The sequence below is a fragment of the Streptomyces sp. NPDC007983 genome (genome assembly GCF_042958345.1).
In the GTDB taxonomy this organism is placed as follows: Bacteria; Actinomycetota; Actinomycetes; order Streptomycetales; family Streptomycetaceae; genus Streptomyces.
In genome coordinates, this window is record NZ_JBIBJI010000003.1 from 58,105 (window position 1) to 72,612 (window position 14,508).

The following is a 14,508-nucleotide window of genomic DNA, read 5'->3' on the forward strand; positions in this document are numbered from 1 at the left end:
CCCGGCCCGCCACCCGCGGCCGGGTGCGGTCTTCTTTCGCGCCCCGCGCCTGCACCGTCTCGGTTGATGCCCCGCCGAATGTGGACGAGGCTGGGATACGTGGACGAAGCGGGCGCGGCGCGGGTCACCGTCAGCGGTGACGCCACGGTGACCGGCTGGAACGACGGTGCCCGGCGGCTGCTCGGCTATCCGCCGTCGGAGGTGGTGGGGCGGTCCGCCGCGGCACTGCTGGCCGAGCCCGTCGAGGGCGTGGTGGAGCGGGCCCGGGCGGTGCGGACACGCTGGCGCGGCACGGTGGCGGTGCGCCACCGCGACGGGCGGCGGGTGGAGGTGGCGCTGCTGGCCCACCGCGTCGGGGACACCTGGCTGCTGGTCGCCCCACTGCCCGGCGACGATGCCGCGGCGCCCACCGACGCGACGCTCCTGATGTGGGCGTACGCCCAGTCGCCCTGCCCCATGGCGATCTACGACACCGAGCTGCGGCTGCGCAAGGTGAACGCCGAGATGGCGCGCGTCATCGGCCTCCCCGAGGGGGACCTGCACGGGCTGCGGCTCGCGGACATCTCCGGGACACTGCGCAGCGAGGGTCTTGAGGCGCTGATGCGGCATGTGCTGCGGACCGGCGAACGGCGCCACATGGAGACGTATCCGCGCACCGGCGGCGAGGAGCGGGAGCTCGCCTGGTCGGCCCACTTCGCGCCGCTGAAGACCAAGGACGGCCAGGTGCACGGCGTATGCCTGGCGGCGCACGACATCACCGAGCAGTACCGGGCCCGGCAGCGGCTGCTGTTGCTGAGCGAGGCCAGCGTACGGATCGGCAGCACCCTCGACGTCACCCGCACCGCGCAGGAGCTGGCCGAGGTGTGCGTACCGCGGCTGGCCGACTTCGTGAGCGTCGATCTGCTGGACCGGCTCGACCAGGACGACGAGCCGCCGCCCGGCCCGCTCACCGGACCGGTCGTGCTGCGTCGCGCCGCCCAGCAGTCGATCTACGCGGGGGCTCCGGAGGCCGCGGTCGAACTGGGGAAGGTGAACACCTACCCGGAGGCGTCCCCGATGGCCGAGTGCCTGGTGGCGGGGCGGCCCATCATCTACGCCGCCGACGATCCCCTCATCAGAGAATGGGGCGCCCTCAAGCCGGTCCGCGCCGCCAAGATCCGGGAGTTCGGCATCCACTCGGTCATGTCCGTGCCGATCCGGGCCAGGGGGACGACCCTCGGGGTGGCCGTGTTCACCCGTCACCACCGCCCCGGGCGGTTCACCCAGGACGATGTGCTGCTGGCCGAGGAGATCACCACGCGGGCCGCGGTCTGTGTGGACAACGCGCGCCGCTTCACCCGGGAACGCGACACCGCGCTCGCCCTGCAGCGCAGTCTGCTGCCGCAGGCGGTGCTGCGGCCGTCGGCGGTGGAGGTGGCCTCCCGCTATCTGCCCGCCGGGCCGTACACGGCTGCGGGCGGCGACTGGTTCGATGTGATTCCGCTGTCCGGGGCGCGGGTCGCCCTGGTGGTGGGCGATGTGGTCGGCCACGGCATCCAGGCGTCGGCCACCATGGGGCGGCTGCGCACCGCGGTACGGACCCTCGCCGATGTGGACCTGCCACCGGACGAACTCCTCACCCATCTCGACGACCTCGTGATCCATCTTTCGGCGGAGGCCGGGGACGAGGAGACCGCCGGGGATGTCGGCGCCACCTGTCTGTACGCGGTCTACGACCCGGTGTCGCACCACTGCTCGATGGCCGCGGCCGGACATCCCGCGCCGGCCGTGGTCACCCCCGGCGGCCCGGTGGAGTTCGTCACCCTGCCGGTGGGCCCGCCGCTCGGGGTGGGCGGGCTGCCGTTCGAGACGATGGACCTCGAACTGCCCGAGAACACCGTGCTCGCCCTCTACACCAACGGCCTGCTGGGCGGCTGGGACCGGGACGTCGACGAGGGGCGCGTGCTGCTGGCCGACGCGCTGGCCCACCCCGCCGCCTCGCTGGAGTGCACCTGCGACTCCGTCCTGCGCGCGCTGCTGCCCGAGCACGGCGTACTCGACGACGTCGCCCTGCTCCTCGCCCGGACCCACGCCCTGGACGCGGCGCACGTGGCCACCTGGGACGTGCCCGCCGACCCGGCCTGTGTCGCCCGCTCCCGCCGGGACGTCACCGAGCGGCTGACCGACTGGGGGCTGGACGAGGCGGTGTTCGCCACCGAACTGGTCGTCAGCGAGCTGGTCACCAACGCCATCCGGCACGCGATCCCGCCCATCCAGCTGCGCCTGATCCACGACCACTCGCTGATCTGCGAGGTGTCCGACGCCAGCAACACCGCCCCGCATCTGCGCCGCGCCCGCACTTTCGACGAAGGCGGCCGCGGGCTGCTGCTGGTCGCCCAGCTCAGCCGGCGCTGGGGCAGCCGGCAGACCGCGGAGGGGAAGACGATCTGGGCGGAGCAGCCCCTGCCGGGCGCGCCGCCCGACCTCGGCTGATCCGCCGTTCGCGGGGGGCTGTCAGTGCCCTGTGGGAGTCTCACGGACAGCTCTCACCGGACGAAGGGGGACGCGTATGCGCGCCGGAGGATTCTCGACCGCACGGCTGGACCGAATGCGTGACGTCATGGCCCGCCATGTGGAAAAGGGCGAGGCGCCCGGGCTCGTCACGGCGCTCAGCAGGCGCGGTGAGACGCATGTCGAGGTGATCGGTACGAAGGCGGCCGGCACCGAGGACCCGATGCGCCGGGACACGATCTTCCGGATCGCCTCGATGACGAAGCCGGTCGTCGCGGCCGCGGCGATGATCCTGGTAGAGGAGTGTGTGCTCCGGCTGGACGAGCCGGTGGACCGGCTGCTGCCCGAGCTGGCCGACCGCCGCGTGCTGCGCCGGATCGACGGGCCGCTGGAGGACACCGTTCCGGCGATCCGCCCGATCACCCTGCGCGATCTGCTGACCTTCCGGCTCGGCTTCGGCATGCTGACGGGCCCGCGGGAGGACGCGTATCCCGTGGCGCGTGCCGTCCAGGAGCTGGGGGTCGGGGTGGGGATGCCGGACCCCGCCGCGGCGCCGGAACCCGATGAGTGGATGCGCCGCCTGGGCACGCTGCCGCTGATGCACCAGCCGGGCGAGAAGTGGCTGTACCACACCGGCTCCCAGGTGCTGGGTGTGCTCATCGCGCGGGCCACCGGCCGCCCGCTGGAGGCGTTTCTGCGGGAGCGGATCTTCGAACCGCTGGGCATGGCGGACACCGGTTTCCACGTACCACCGGAGAAGCTCGGCCGGCTGGCCACCTCGTACCTCGCCGGCCCCGGGACGGGCAAGCTCGAACGGTACGACGGGGTCGAGGACAGCCGGTGGGCCGCGCCGCCCGCGTTCCCGGACGGCGGCGGGGGCCTGGTCTCCACGGTCGACGACTATCTGGCGTTCGGCCGGATGATGCTGGACCGGGGGCGGTACGGCGACGGCGAGCGCATCCTGTCCCGGCCGTCGGTGGAGCTGATGACGACGGACCAGCTGACGCCCGCCCAGAAGGCGGTGTCCGGGCTGCTCCCCGGCGCGTGGGACAACCTGGGCTGGGGGTTCGGGGTTTCGGTGGTCACCGGGCGGGACGGCGTCGCGGCGGTGCCGGGGCGGTTCGGCTGGGACGGCGGGCTCGGCACCTCGTGGGGCTCGGACCCGGCGGAGCGGATGGTGGCGGTCCTGCTGACCCAGCGCGCCCAGTTCCCGATGTTCTCCCCGGTGTATCTCGACTTCTGGACGCTGGCCTACCAGGCGATCGACGACTGAGGCGGCGAAACCTCAAGCACCGTCCGACGGACCCGCGAGGCCGATACCGGCCAGCGGGACCGGCGGACGGGCGTCGCGGATCCGCACCAGCGGGCTGTCGTTGCGCAGCAGCCACTGACGGTAGGCCTCGCTCGCCCAGGCGATCTCCAGGTACGCGTTCTCCAGGTCGGCGAAGAGCGCGTCGACGTCGGCGGAGCCCTTCGGGGCGCCCGCGTCCGGCACGCGCGAGGCCAGATACAGCCCGACCGCCAGCGGATCCCCGTGCAGCGGCCGCACCGCCATGCCCGCACGCGACCGGGCCGTGGGCTGGCACGGGGCGACGACCTCACCGGAGGCGACCAGATCGCTGGCGGTCAGATAGTCCCCGTACACCACCCGCGGGTTGAGCCCGGCGGCGCTGAGGACCCGGCGCAGCCCGGGCCCTTCGCCGTCGCCCGCAGGGTCGACCATCCACTGGTCGCCGGCGAGGTCCGTGAGCCGCACCACCGGTGCGGCGGCGGCCGGATGCGTCTCGGCGAGGGCCACGAACTGCGGCTCGCGGGCGAGCAGCACCCGGCGCCGCACGCTGTCGGGGATCCGCAGCGGGGCGCCCTCGACCTCGTGGACGAACGCGGCGTCGAGCTGCTGCGCGGCGACCATCTCCAGCAGCGCGTTCGCCGACACGTCGATGTGGATGGTGGTGTCGGCGTCCGGGAAGCGGGCGCGGAGCCTGCGCAGCCAGCCGACCACGGCCCGGCTGCCGGTGCTGCCGATGCGCAGACACTCGCCCGCGGTCTGCCCCACCTCCAACCGGACCTCGCTGACCAGGGTGTTCATCTCGGCCACGATGGGCCGGGCCCGGTTGAGCAGGGATTGGCCGAGCGGGGTGGGGCGGCTGCCGGTGACCTCCCGCGAGAACAGCCGGCCGCCGACGGTGTTCTCGATGCGCCGGAGCTGTGTCGTCAAAGAGGGCTGGGTCATGCCCAGCTGCCGCGCCGCCTTCCGTAGGCTGCCGGTGTCGGCGATGGCGCACAGCGCACGAAGGTGCCTCACCTCGAGCTCCACGGCGGGAGCATAACGGCGCTCTCGCGCGTCACACCAGACACTGAAACCGCGCCAATTCACCTTTCTGTGGGGCGAGTCGGCGGGTCGGCAGGGGATGCCCGGGGATCGGCCCGGCCGGCGGCGGGATATGCCATGGAACTATCGCCGGTTGGCATCTCCGCGTCACGCCGGTTCTCCTCAAGACTCTGCGGCACCAAGAGTTCATCCCAGGGCTCCCACCGCCGCACCCCACACGGCGGCCGGGGCCCGAGGACGATGAGGAGCCCCCCACGTGACACTTCCCAAGTTGGCGCTGTCCGCGACCCTCGGCCTCGGCCTGGCGGCGAGCCTCGCCGCCGTGCCCGCGTCGGCGGCCACGCCCGACCACACCACGACCACCACGACCGCCTCGTCCGCCGGGTATGTCCCCGGCGCCGAGGACAAGGCCGACACCGACGCCTTCATCAAGGCCGTGATGAAGTCGGCGCTGGCCAAGCGGGCGAAGGCACCCAGCGCCACCGCCGCGGTGACCGTCACGTACAGCGCGAGCTCGGCGCCGACCTACAAGTCGGTGATAGCGAGAAGCACCCAGATATGGAACGCCGCGGTGAGCAACGTGAAGCTGCGGGAAGGCAGCAGCCCGGACTTCACCTACCGCGAGGGCAACAGCTCCAGCGGTTCGTACGCGAGCACCGACGGACACGGCCGCGGCTACGTCTTCATCGACTACGCACAGAGCCAGCAGTACGACCAGACGCGGATCGTCGCACACGAGACCGGCCATGTGCTCGGTCTGCCGGACCACTACTCGGGCCCGTGCAGCGAGCTGATGTCCGGTGGCGGCCCGGGGACCTCCTGCAAGAACTCGCAGCCGAACGCGGCCGAGATCAGCCGCGTGAACCAGCTGTGGGCCAACGGCCTGGCCGCCCTGCAGAAGAAGGACCTCGCCAAGGCCCACTGAGCACCGCGAACCACCTGTGAGCCCCTGAACCACTGATCAGGGCACGCCGCCCGCACCCGGACCCCCGACGCCGGTGCGGGCGGCCGGTGTTTCCCGGAAAGTCCCCGCCCGAAAGCCCCGCACGCGGGGCGCTCCCGCTCACGGGCGGAGGTACGGTGTATTCACCAAGGTTTCGTGCATTTCGGCCGGAATTCCTCCAGGCCGGGGCCCGGCCGCAGGGAGTGAACACCATGGAGACCATCGTCACCGTGGCCGTGATCCTGGCGATGATCGCCGTGGGTGTGCTGGTGATCCACCGAGTCAACGCCCAGAACGGCAACAAGATCGCGGCCGAGCGCCACAGCGAGGCCCCGGCCCGCCACCGCCACCGCTCCCGTCGCCACGGCTGGGGCCGCGGGCGGCCGCACCGCGGCCACCGGGTGGCGCCGCCGCGCGTCTGACCCACCACTCCCCGGCTGACGCCTCCCCGCCCGGCGCGTCACTCCTCACCGACCGCCTCCTCCAGCGTGGCCACCGCGTCGAGCGCGTCGAGCAGTCCGCCCACCCGCAGGGTGCGCAGGATCAGGGGGTCGTCGCACACCAGCCGCAGCCGGCCGCCGCGGTCGGCGACCCGCCGCTGGGCGCGGCACAGCAGCCCCAGACCGGAGCAGTCGAAGAACGTCGTGGGCGTTAAGTCCACCACGACCTCGGGCGCCCCGGCGCCCGTGGCGGCGTCCAGCGCCGGGCCGACGTCCGCCAGCCCGGCGATGTCGATCTCGCCGTGCAGGGCCACCACGGTACGTCCGCCGACCCGGGACGTGCGGGCGTACGGGGGCGGGGCCGGGTGACCCGGCAGGCATAAGTCACCGGCGGCCGTGCCGGAACCCGGCGCGTCGCCCGGCGTCGCGTCCGACGTCCCCTGGGGCACGGGTGCGCCACGGGGAGCGCCTTGCTGCGACATCACGAATTCCCCTCGGAACGGCACACTGCCCCCTTTCACCGTCCTCGGACTCCCGGAAGCGGGCAGAGTGGAGCGTCGGGTGCGGATCCGCCGGGCCCTGGGTGACGTGCAGGCGAGCGTAAGGGGGTGACCGTCGGTTACAGAGAGAGGGACGCGGGATTCCCCCAGCAAAAAACCCTCGTTCGAGTGAAATTCTTTTCTTCCTATTGACGTCCGATCAGCTGCGCTACAGGCCGTATCCGCACGTCATACGCGTCTCAGGCAAGGGGGTCGCCACTCCCCCCGGCCGCCGCGTTCCCCGCGCCCGCGACCGCCGGTGTCAGATCCTCCAGCACCTCGAAGGCGTCCTCCAGCCGGACCATCCGCAGCAGCCGCAGGAACCGCGGATCGACGATGACCAGCCGCAGCCGGCCCTCCCGCTCCAGCACACGATTGCGCAGGCGGCACAGTAACGACACCCCGGCGCAGTCCAGAAAAGTGATGTGCCGCAGATCCAGCACCAGATCCGGGCATCCCGTACGGGCCAGGGATTCGAGCCGTGCGGAGATCCGTCCCGCGGCGAAGATGTCCAGCTCTCCCGCGACCTCAGCGACCGTGACACCGCCCAGCACCTGTACACGGACACCGAAGGCGGGCCGATCATCGAACATGCAAGCCTCCTCGGCAGGGTGGAGGCGCGCGACACCGGAGCTCTGGGGGTAACACGACGTCCGGGCGGGGTGCGTGCACCGCCGGGGTCCAGGTCGGCCCTTCAGTACATGACATACCCATCTATCAGCTGACCAGTCAAAGAACGGCACGGCACGTGTCGTTGGCCTATTTCGCATCCGGAGAGGCCCGCTCCGCGCCAATCGTTACTCATCAGTAAACGCAGCGGCCTTCTCTTGTCCATCGTTGAACGTGAACATGCCACTCGGGCACACACTTCGAACACGACGACGAGGGACGGAACCCATGACTGCAGCACGCGCGCGATCACGACGGCTCGGTGTGACGACGGTGGCCTTAGGCCTCGCCATCGGTCTGGGCGGTACGGCCACCCCGGCCACCGCCACGACCACGTCGGCCGCCACCGGCACCGCAAAAATCACCGCCGCCGCCGCGAAGGTCGACTACGAGACCTGGAAGCGCGATGTGAAGGCCGTCATCGACCAGGCCCGGCCCTACGTCGAGCAGCGCACCCAGAACCCCGGGGACCAGAAGCAGGCCATCGTCCTCGACATCGACAACACCTCGCTGGAGTCGGACTTCAAGTTCAGCTACCCGGCGCCCGCCGTGGAACCGGTCCTCCAGCTCGCCCGCTACGCGCACACCCGCGGGGTGGACCTGTTCTTCGTCACCGCGCGCCCGGACATCCTCACGCTGCCCACCCGGTACAACCTGGAGACGGTGGGCTACCCGGTGGCCGGACTGTACGTGCGCGGCCTCCCCGACCTCTTCCAGGACGTCGCCACGTACAAGACGGCCAAGCGCGCGGAGATCGAGAAGAAGGGCTACACGATCATCGCCAACATCGGCAACAGCGCCACCGACCTGACCGGCGGCCACGCCGAGAAGGCCTTCAAGCTCCCGGACTACGACGGCCAGCTGTCCTGACCGGATGGCCCTGAGCGCGGTGGCGGCCCTCGCGAGGAGCCGCCACCGACGGCTGGGAAGGCCGAAAGCTCCAGATCTGCGGGCGATACGTTGTCACGTGCCCGCGCACCGGACCGTCCCGTGTGCCCCAAGACTGGACTGATGACCGGATCACGCGTACGGGCGCTCGGCCACTACCAGCCCGCGAAGGTGCTCACCAACGACGACCTCGCCACCATGGTCGACACCAGCGACGAGTGGATCCGCGCCCGGGTCGGGATCCGCACCCGCCATGTGGCACGCCCCGACGAGACGGTGGACGAGATGGCCGCGGCGGCCGCCGCCAAGGCCCTCGCCCACAGCGGCCTCGCCACCGCCGACATCGACATGGTGCTGGTCGCCACGTCCACCGCGATCGACCGCAGCCCCAACATGGCCGCCCGGGTCGCCGCCCGGCTGGGCCTGGCCCATCCCGCCGTCATGGACATCAACGTGGTGTGCGCCGGGTTCACCCACGCCCTGGCCACCGCGGACCACGCGATACGGGCCGGATCGGCCACCGCCGTGCTGGTCATCGGCGCGGACAAGTTCACCGAGGCCGCCGACTGGACCGACCGCTCCTCCTGCGTCCTGCTGGGCGACGGCGCGGGCGCGGCCGTGGTGACGGCGGCCGAGGAGCCGGGCATCGGCCCGGTGGTGTGGGGGTCGGTGCCCGAGATGGGCAACGCCGTCCGTATCGAGGGCACCCCGCCGCGCTTCGCGCAGGAGGGCCAGTCCGTCTACCGCTGGGCCACCACCCAACTGCCGCCCATAGCCCGCGCGGTGTGCGCCCGGGCCGGGATCGAACCGGCGGACCTGGCCGGGGTCGTGCTCCACCAGGCCAACCTGCGGATCATCGAACCGGTCGCCCGCAAGCTCGGCGCGGTCAACGCGGTGATCGCGCGCGATGTCGTGGACTCCGGGAACACCTCGGCGGCCAGCATTCCGCTCGCCCTGTCCAAGCTGGTCGAACGCGGCGAGATCCCCTCCGGAAGCCCGGTGCTGCTGTTCGGCTTCGGCGGCAACCTGTCGTACGGCGGCCAGGTCATCCGCTGCCCGTAGGGGTGTCCTGCCCCCTTCCCGGTGTCCGATTCATTCAAGACCGGCCGGTCGCGGGCCGCCTACGCTGCCCGCATGACACCACGATTCGACGCGCTCGGCCTGGCCGTCACGGACATGGCCGCCTCCCTCGCCTTCTACCGCCTGCTCGGCCTGGACATCCCCGCCGACGCCGACACCCAGCCGCATGCCGAGGCCACCCTGCCCGGCGGGCTGCGCCTGATGTGGGACGCGGCCGAGACCCCGCCGCCCAGCGGGCCGGGACGGATGGCACTGGCCTTCCTGTGCGACGGCCCGGCCGAGGTGGACGCCACGTACGCGAAGCTCACGGAGGCGGGCGTACGGGGCTCCAAGGAGCCCTGGGACGCCTTCTGGGGCCAGCGCTACGCGACCGTCCTGGACCCGGACGGCAACCAGGTCGACCTGTTCGCCCCGCTGCCCGGCTGACGGCACCCCGCGAGGACACCGGCGCGGGCTACCCCAGCAGCCCGCCCAGCGGTACGCCCGCCAGCCCCCGCACCTCGCGCGCCAGATGCGCCTGGTCCGCGTACCCGGCCACCGCCGCCACCTCGGCGAACGGCGTCCCGCCGCGCGCCAGCTCCAGCGCCCGGTTCAGCCGCAGCACCCGCCCCAGCGTCTTGGGCCCGTATCCGAAGGCCGCCAGCGACCGCCGGTGCAGCTGCCGCGCGCCCAGGCCCACCACCCGGGCCACCTCGGCCACGCTCTGCCCGCCCGAGAGCCCCGCCACGACCTCGCCCACCACCGGATCGGCGGGCTCCGCGTCCCGCAGCCGGTCCAGCGCCACGGCCTCCAGCACCCGCCCCACTCGCCCCTCGTAGGCCCGCTCCCTCAGCCGGCGCACCTCGGCCTCCGGCCAGAGCGCGGCCAACGGCACTCGCTGATCACGCAGTTCACAGGCCGGGAAACCCAGCACCGAGGGCCCCGTGCCCGGGGCGAAGCGCAGCCCCACGGCGCGCGTTCCCGCGGGCCCACCGGCCAGATGCGCATGGGTGTCGGGGCCGGCGACCAGCAGATGGCCGTCGGCCCAGATCAGGTCCGTACAGCCGTCGGGCAGGACCCGCTGCGGCCCGGCCCCGAGGGTGCGGGACCACACCACCGCGCCGCCGCCCAGCCGCGACGCCCGCTCCCGGTAGTCGCTCCCGCCGTCGCTCTCGCTCAAGGGACCTCGCGCAGATACATCGCACCACAGGAGTGGCAGAAGGGCCCGGAGTCGTCCGAGGCCCACAGGTCCGCCGCCTGCGTCTCGGCATCCGGGGCCAGCTCGCGGCCGCACATCGCGGTCGTGCCGTTTCCCCGGACCATGTGCCAGATCTTGACCGGCGCGCCCGCCACCCGCCCGGAGCTGCCTTCCTCGTACTCCGCGCGCATCTCGTGCTGCATGGCGCCACACCTCCTGCTGACACCACCATGCTCCCGCCGCTACGGGCACGGCGCCACCCTGGAGGGAAGCCGGCTAGAAGACCGACCACCCGGTCACCGTGGTGAAGTGGTCCAGCGCCGCCACCCCGGCCACCGAGTTGCCGCGGGCGTCCAGCCCGGGGCTCCATACGCACAGTGTGCACCGCCCCGGGATCACGGCGATGATCCCGCCGCCGACACCGCTCTTGCCGGGCAGCCCGACGCGGTACGCGAAGTCGCCCGCCGCGTCGTACGTCCCGCAGGTGAGCATGACCGCGTTGACCCGCTTCGCCTCGCGCCGCGACAGCAGCCGGGAGCCGTCCGCGCGCAGTCCGTGACGGGCCAGGAAGCCGCCCGCGAGGGCCAGGTCGCGGCAGCTCATCTCGATCGAGCACTGCCAGAAGTAGTGCTCCAGGACGGTCGGCACGGGGTTGTCGAGGTTGCCGTAGCTCGCCATGAAGTGCGCGAGGGCGGCGTTGCGGTCGCCGTGGCCGGACTCGGACTCGGCGACGACCGGGTCGAAGGCCAGATCGGGGTTGCCGCTCTCGGCGCGCAGGAAGTCGAGCATGGTGGTGCTGGCGTCGCCGGTGAGGCTGTGCAGCCGGTCGGTGACGACCAGCGCACCGGCGTTGATGAACGGATTGCGCGGGATGCCGTTCTCGTGTTCCAGCTGCACCAGGGAGTTGAAGGGGTTGCCCGAGGGCTCCCGGCCGACCCGCCGCCACAGCTTCTCCCCGTCCTGCGCGAGGACGAGCGCGAGGCCGAACGCCTTGGAGATGGACTGCACGGAGAAGGGCCGCCGCCAGTCGCCGACGCCGGTGACATTGCCGTCGACGTCCGCGAGGGCGATGCCGAAGCGGTCCGGGTCGACCGCCGCGAGCGCGGGGATGTACTGGGCCACCTGCCCCCGGCCGATGTGGGGCGCCACATGGGCCGCGACCTCGTCGAGTACGTCCTGGTAGTGCATGGTGCGGTGGTTCTCCTGCGCGTCGTCGAGCGGATCAGACGCACCATAACGGGCGCTCTCAACCGCCCCTCAACCAGGACTCGATGACCCACCGTGTTTTTGGGTAAGCATACGGTGATACAGGCGGCCCGCGACCGGCGACCGCCGCACGATCAGAACGGAGGCGGTCATGGCCTCACCCATGTCCGCGGGGGACTTCCTGGCGGCACTGAAGAGCGAGGGCCTGCACGTGGTGCAGGTCGGCGACTGGCGGAACCACAACCGCAACCACAAGGGGCCGTGGGGCCCGGTGCACGGCGTGATGATCCACCACACCGTCACCTCCGGCACCGACCTCACCGTCGAGATCTGCCGCGACGGCGACGAGGAGCTGCCCGGTCCGCTGTGCCACGGCGTGATCGCCAAGGACGGCGGAGTGCATCTCGTCGGCTACGGCCGCGCCAACCACGCGGGGCTCGGCGACGACGACGTCCTGCGCGCGGTGATCGCCGAAAAGGCGCTCCCGCCCGACAACGAGGCCAACACGGACGGCAATCGCGCGTTCTACGGCTTCGAATGCGAAAACCTCGGTGACGGCGAGGACCCGTGGCCCGAGGTCCAGCTGGACACGATCGCCCGGGCGGCCGCGGCGGTCTGCCGCCGCCACGGCTGGACCGAGCGGTCGGTGATCGGCCATCTCGAATGGCAGCCGGGCAAGATCGATCCCCGGGGGTTCACGATGGCCTCGATGCGCGCGCGCATCCGTGAGCGGCTGAAGTAAGAGCCCCCTCGGGAGGGGCGGGCCCCGGCCGGAGGCGGTCAGGGCCCGCCTTCGGCCGTCTCCTCCCGGTAGGCCGCCGCCTCCTCCAGGTCCAGTCGGCGCAGCAGCGTACGCAGCATCTCGTCGTCGATCCGGCGCGCGTCCCGCAGCTTCACGAACACCGCGCGCTCGCTGCCGATCACCTCGCGCGCCAGCCTGCGGTAGGTGTCGTCCGCCGACTCGCCCGTCACCTCGTTGACCGTGCCGAGCCGTTCCCACACCGCGTTGCGGCGCCGCTCCAGCACATTGCGCAGCCGGTCGGCCAGGGGTGGCGGCAGCGTGTTGCGCTCGTCGGCGAGGAGTTCGTCCAGCCGGTCCTCGGCGGCCCGGGACGCCTGGGCCTGTGCCTGCGCCTCGGCGAGCGTCTCGGCCTGGACATCGGGTCCCGGCACGCCCAGCGCGCGGATGAGGGCGGGCAGGGTGAGCCCCTGGAGGACCAGGGTCCCGATGACGGTGGTGAAGGCCAGGAAGAGGATCAGGGTGCGGGCCGGGAAGGCGCCTCCGCCGTGCACGGTCTCCGGGATCGAGAAGGCGATGGCCAGGGACACCACTCCGCGCATCCCGGCCCAGCCGATGATGACCGGCGCCCGCCAGTCGGTGCCGGGCTCCCGCTCCCGGATCTTACGGAAGAGTTGGCGCGGTACGAAGGTCGCCGGGAAGACCCAGACGAACCGTACGGCCACCACGGCCAGGAAGACGGCGGCCGCGTACCAGGCCGCCTCGCCCGCCCCGTACTCCCCCAGGCCGCCCACCACGAACCGCAGTTGCAGCCCGATCAGCGCGAACACGGCCGACTCCAGGATGAAGGCGATCATCTTCCAGACGGCCGCCTCCTGGAGCCGGGTCGCGAAGTCGACCTGCCAGGAGCGGTGCCCGAGGTAGAGCGCGACCACCACGACCGCCAGCACGCCCGACGCCTCGACCTGTTCGGCGGCCGCGTAGGCGGTGTAGGGGATCAGCAGCGAGAGGGTGTTCTGCAGCAGCGAATCGCGCAGCCGGGTGCGCAGCCAGTGCAGCGGCACCATGAGGACCAGGCCGACGCCGACGCCGCCCACCGCGGCGAGCAGGAACTCCCCGGCGGCATGGGTCCAGGTGGCGCCCTCCCCCACCGCGGCGGCGAGCGCCACCCGGTAGGCGGTGATCGCGGTCGCGTCGTTGACCAGGGACTCGCCCCGCAGGACGGTCGTCAGCCGGGAGGGCAGCCCGACCCGGCGGGCGATGGCGGTGGCCGCCACCGCGTCCGGCGGGGCGATCACCGCGCCCAGCACCAGCGCGGCGGTCAGCGGCAGATCGGGCACCAGCAGATGGGCGATCCAGCCGACGGCGAGGGTGGCGAACAGCACATAGCCGAACGACAGCAGCGCCACCGGCCGCAGATTGGCGCGCAGGTCCAGATAGGAGCTGTCGAGCGCGGCGGTGTGCAGCAGCGGGGGCAGCACCAGGGGGAGCACGATCTCCGGCTCCAGGGTGTAGTCCGGCACCCCCGGCAGGTACGAGGCCGCCAGCCCGGCCGCGACCAGCAGCAGCGGCGGGGGCACGGGGGTGCGCCGGGCCGCGCCCGCGACCGCCGCGCTGCCCGCGACCAGCATCAACAGCGGAGTTACATCCATGCCCCGTCCCGTTTCGTCAGCTCGTCAGCATTTAGTCTGGCAATCATGAAGGAGTGCCCACACGTTCCGGCCCTGCCGCGCCCCGAACCGGAGCCGCGGGGCACCACCTGCTCCGAGTGCCTGGCGCTCGGCAGTCACCCCGTGCAGCTGCGGATATGTCTGGAGTGCGGCTATGTAGGGTGCTGCGATTCATCGACCTATCGACACTCCACACGGCACTTCGAGGAGACCGGGCATCCGGTGATGCGCAGCTTCGAACCGGGCGAGGACTGGCGCTGGTGCTACGTGGACCTGCTGATTGTCTAGCCGCCCCCGGACCCCGGAGCGGGGCGGACGAGCGCACCGGGATCCGG

16 protein-coding genes are annotated in these 14,508 nt (G+C 72.2%); 9 read left to right on the plus strand and 7 right to left on the minus strand.

Going from position 1 to position 14,508, the window contains the following annotated elements; translation table 11 throughout:
* The first annotated feature begins 66 nt into the window (after positions 1 to 66).
* Together ACFZCY_RS09195 and ACFZCY_RS09200 are read left to right on the plus strand one after the other, a co-directional pair.
* A complete protein-coding gene (locus ACFZCY_RS09195) occupies positions 67 to 2,472 on the plus strand; it encodes a SpoIIE family protein phosphatase (protein ID WP_391170563.1) in 2,406 nt (801 codons plus the stop codon).
* Between the two features lie 76 nt (positions 2,473 to 2,548).
* Positions 2,549 to 3,763, plus strand: a complete 1,215-nt coding sequence (locus ACFZCY_RS09200) for a serine hydrolase (RefSeq protein WP_391170565.1) — start codon at positions 2,549 to 2,551, stop codon at positions 3,761 to 3,763.
* A 12-nt stretch (positions 3,764 to 3,775) separates the two neighbouring features.
* On the opposite strand, the gene ACFZCY_RS09205 is transcribed toward ACFZCY_RS09200, so the two are convergent.
* Positions 3,776 to 4,807 (minus strand): LysR substrate-binding domain-containing protein, encoded by a 1,032-nt coding sequence (locus ACFZCY_RS09205; RefSeq protein ID WP_391170567.1) that lies wholly within the window; start codon positions 4,805 to 4,807, stop codon positions 3,776 to 3,778.
* A gap of 271 nt (positions 4,808 to 5,078) precedes the next feature.
* Between ACFZCY_RS09205 and snpA the strand changes: the two genes are divergently transcribed.
* Both snpA and ACFZCY_RS09215 read left to right on the plus strand, forming a co-directional pair.
* Positions 5,079 to 5,747 (plus strand): snapalysin, encoded by a 669-nt coding sequence (gene snpA / locus ACFZCY_RS09210; RefSeq protein WP_391170569.1) that lies wholly within the window; start codon positions 5,079 to 5,081, stop codon positions 5,745 to 5,747.
* Between the two features lie 230 nt (positions 5,748 to 5,977).
* A complete protein-coding gene (locus ACFZCY_RS09215; protein ID WP_391170571.1) occupies positions 5,978 to 6,187 on the plus strand; it encodes a hypothetical protein in 210 nt (69 codons plus the stop codon).
* 38 nt (positions 6,188 to 6,225) lie between these two features.
* On the opposite strand, the gene ACFZCY_RS09220 is transcribed toward ACFZCY_RS09215, so the two are convergent.
* A complete protein-coding gene (locus ACFZCY_RS09220; RefSeq protein WP_391170573.1) occupies positions 6,226 to 6,687 on the minus strand; it encodes an anti-sigma factor antagonist in 462 nt (153 codons plus the stop codon).
* A gap of 257 nt (positions 6,688 to 6,944) precedes the next feature.
* Positions 6,945 to 7,337: an anti-sigma factor antagonist gene (locus ACFZCY_RS09225; RefSeq protein ID WP_391170575.1), complete on the minus strand. Its 393-nt coding sequence runs from the start codon at positions 7,335 to 7,337 to the stop codon at positions 6,945 to 6,947.
* A 304-nt stretch (positions 7,338 to 7,641) separates the two neighbouring features.
* Here ACFZCY_RS09225 and ACFZCY_RS09230 point away from each other — a divergent pair, with 304 nt between their 5' ends.
* From ACFZCY_RS09230 to ACFZCY_RS09240, 3 genes are all read left to right on the plus strand, one after another.
* Complete coding sequence (locus ACFZCY_RS09230) at positions 7,642 to 8,283, plus strand: HAD family acid phosphatase (RefSeq protein WP_391170577.1); 642 nt, start codon at positions 7,642 to 7,644, stop codon at positions 8,281 to 8,283.
* Between the two features lie 141 nt (positions 8,284 to 8,424).
* On the plus strand, positions 8,425 to 9,363 hold the full coding sequence (locus ACFZCY_RS09235; protein ID WP_391170579.1) for a beta-ketoacyl-ACP synthase 3: 939 nt from the start codon (positions 8,425 to 8,427) through the stop codon (positions 9,361 to 9,363).
* A 72-nt stretch (positions 9,364 to 9,435) separates the two neighbouring features.
* Positions 9,436 to 9,807 (plus strand): VOC family protein, encoded by a 372-nt coding sequence (locus ACFZCY_RS09240; protein WP_391170581.1) that lies wholly within the window; start codon positions 9,436 to 9,438, stop codon positions 9,805 to 9,807.
* A 28-nt stretch (positions 9,808 to 9,835) separates the two neighbouring features.
* Here ACFZCY_RS09240 and ACFZCY_RS09245 read toward each other — a convergent pair whose 3' ends face one another.
* The 3 genes from ACFZCY_RS09245 to ACFZCY_RS09255 all read right to left on the minus strand — a co-directional run bounded on the left by ACFZCY_RS09245 (position 9,836) and on the right by ACFZCY_RS09255 (position 11,746).
* A complete protein-coding gene (locus ACFZCY_RS09245; RefSeq protein WP_391170583.1) occupies positions 9,836 to 10,540 on the minus strand; it encodes a helix-turn-helix domain-containing protein in 705 nt (234 codons plus the stop codon).
* Positions 10,537 to 10,761: a hypothetical protein gene (locus ACFZCY_RS09250; protein WP_391170585.1), complete on the minus strand. Its 225-nt coding sequence runs from the start codon at positions 10,759 to 10,761 to the stop codon at positions 10,537 to 10,539. Before ACFZCY_RS09250 ends, ACFZCY_RS09245 begins: the two co-directional genes overlap by 4 nt.
* A 73-nt stretch (positions 10,762 to 10,834) precedes the next feature.
* Complete coding sequence (locus ACFZCY_RS09255) at positions 10,835 to 11,746, minus strand: glutaminase (RefSeq protein WP_361476090.1); 912 nt, start codon at positions 11,744 to 11,746, stop codon at positions 10,835 to 10,837.
* Between the two features lie 169 nt (positions 11,747 to 11,915).
* Here ACFZCY_RS09255 and ACFZCY_RS09260 point away from each other — a divergent pair, with 169 nt between their 5' ends.
* The gene (locus ACFZCY_RS09260; protein WP_391170588.1) at positions 11,916 to 12,506 is read left to right on the plus strand and encodes an N-acetylmuramoyl-L-alanine amidase; all 591 of its coding nucleotides are present in this window, start codon (positions 11,916 to 11,918) and stop codon (positions 12,504 to 12,506) included.
* Between the two features lie 38 nt (positions 12,507 to 12,544).
* Here the strand turns inward: ACFZCY_RS09260 and ACFZCY_RS09265 are convergent, their stop codons facing one another.
* On the minus strand, positions 12,545 to 14,155 hold the full coding sequence (locus ACFZCY_RS09265) for a Na+/H+ antiporter (RefSeq protein WP_391170590.1): 1,611 nt from the start codon (positions 14,153 to 14,155) through the stop codon (positions 12,545 to 12,547).
* A gap of 45 nt (positions 14,156 to 14,200) precedes the next feature.
* Here ACFZCY_RS09265 and ACFZCY_RS09270 point away from each other — a divergent pair, with 45 nt between their 5' ends.
* Positions 14,201 to 14,461 (plus strand): UBP-type zinc finger domain-containing protein, encoded by a 261-nt coding sequence (locus ACFZCY_RS09270; RefSeq protein ID WP_391170592.1) that lies wholly within the window; start codon positions 14,201 to 14,203, stop codon positions 14,459 to 14,461.
* The last annotated feature ends 47 nt before the right edge of the window (positions 14,462 to 14,508 follow it).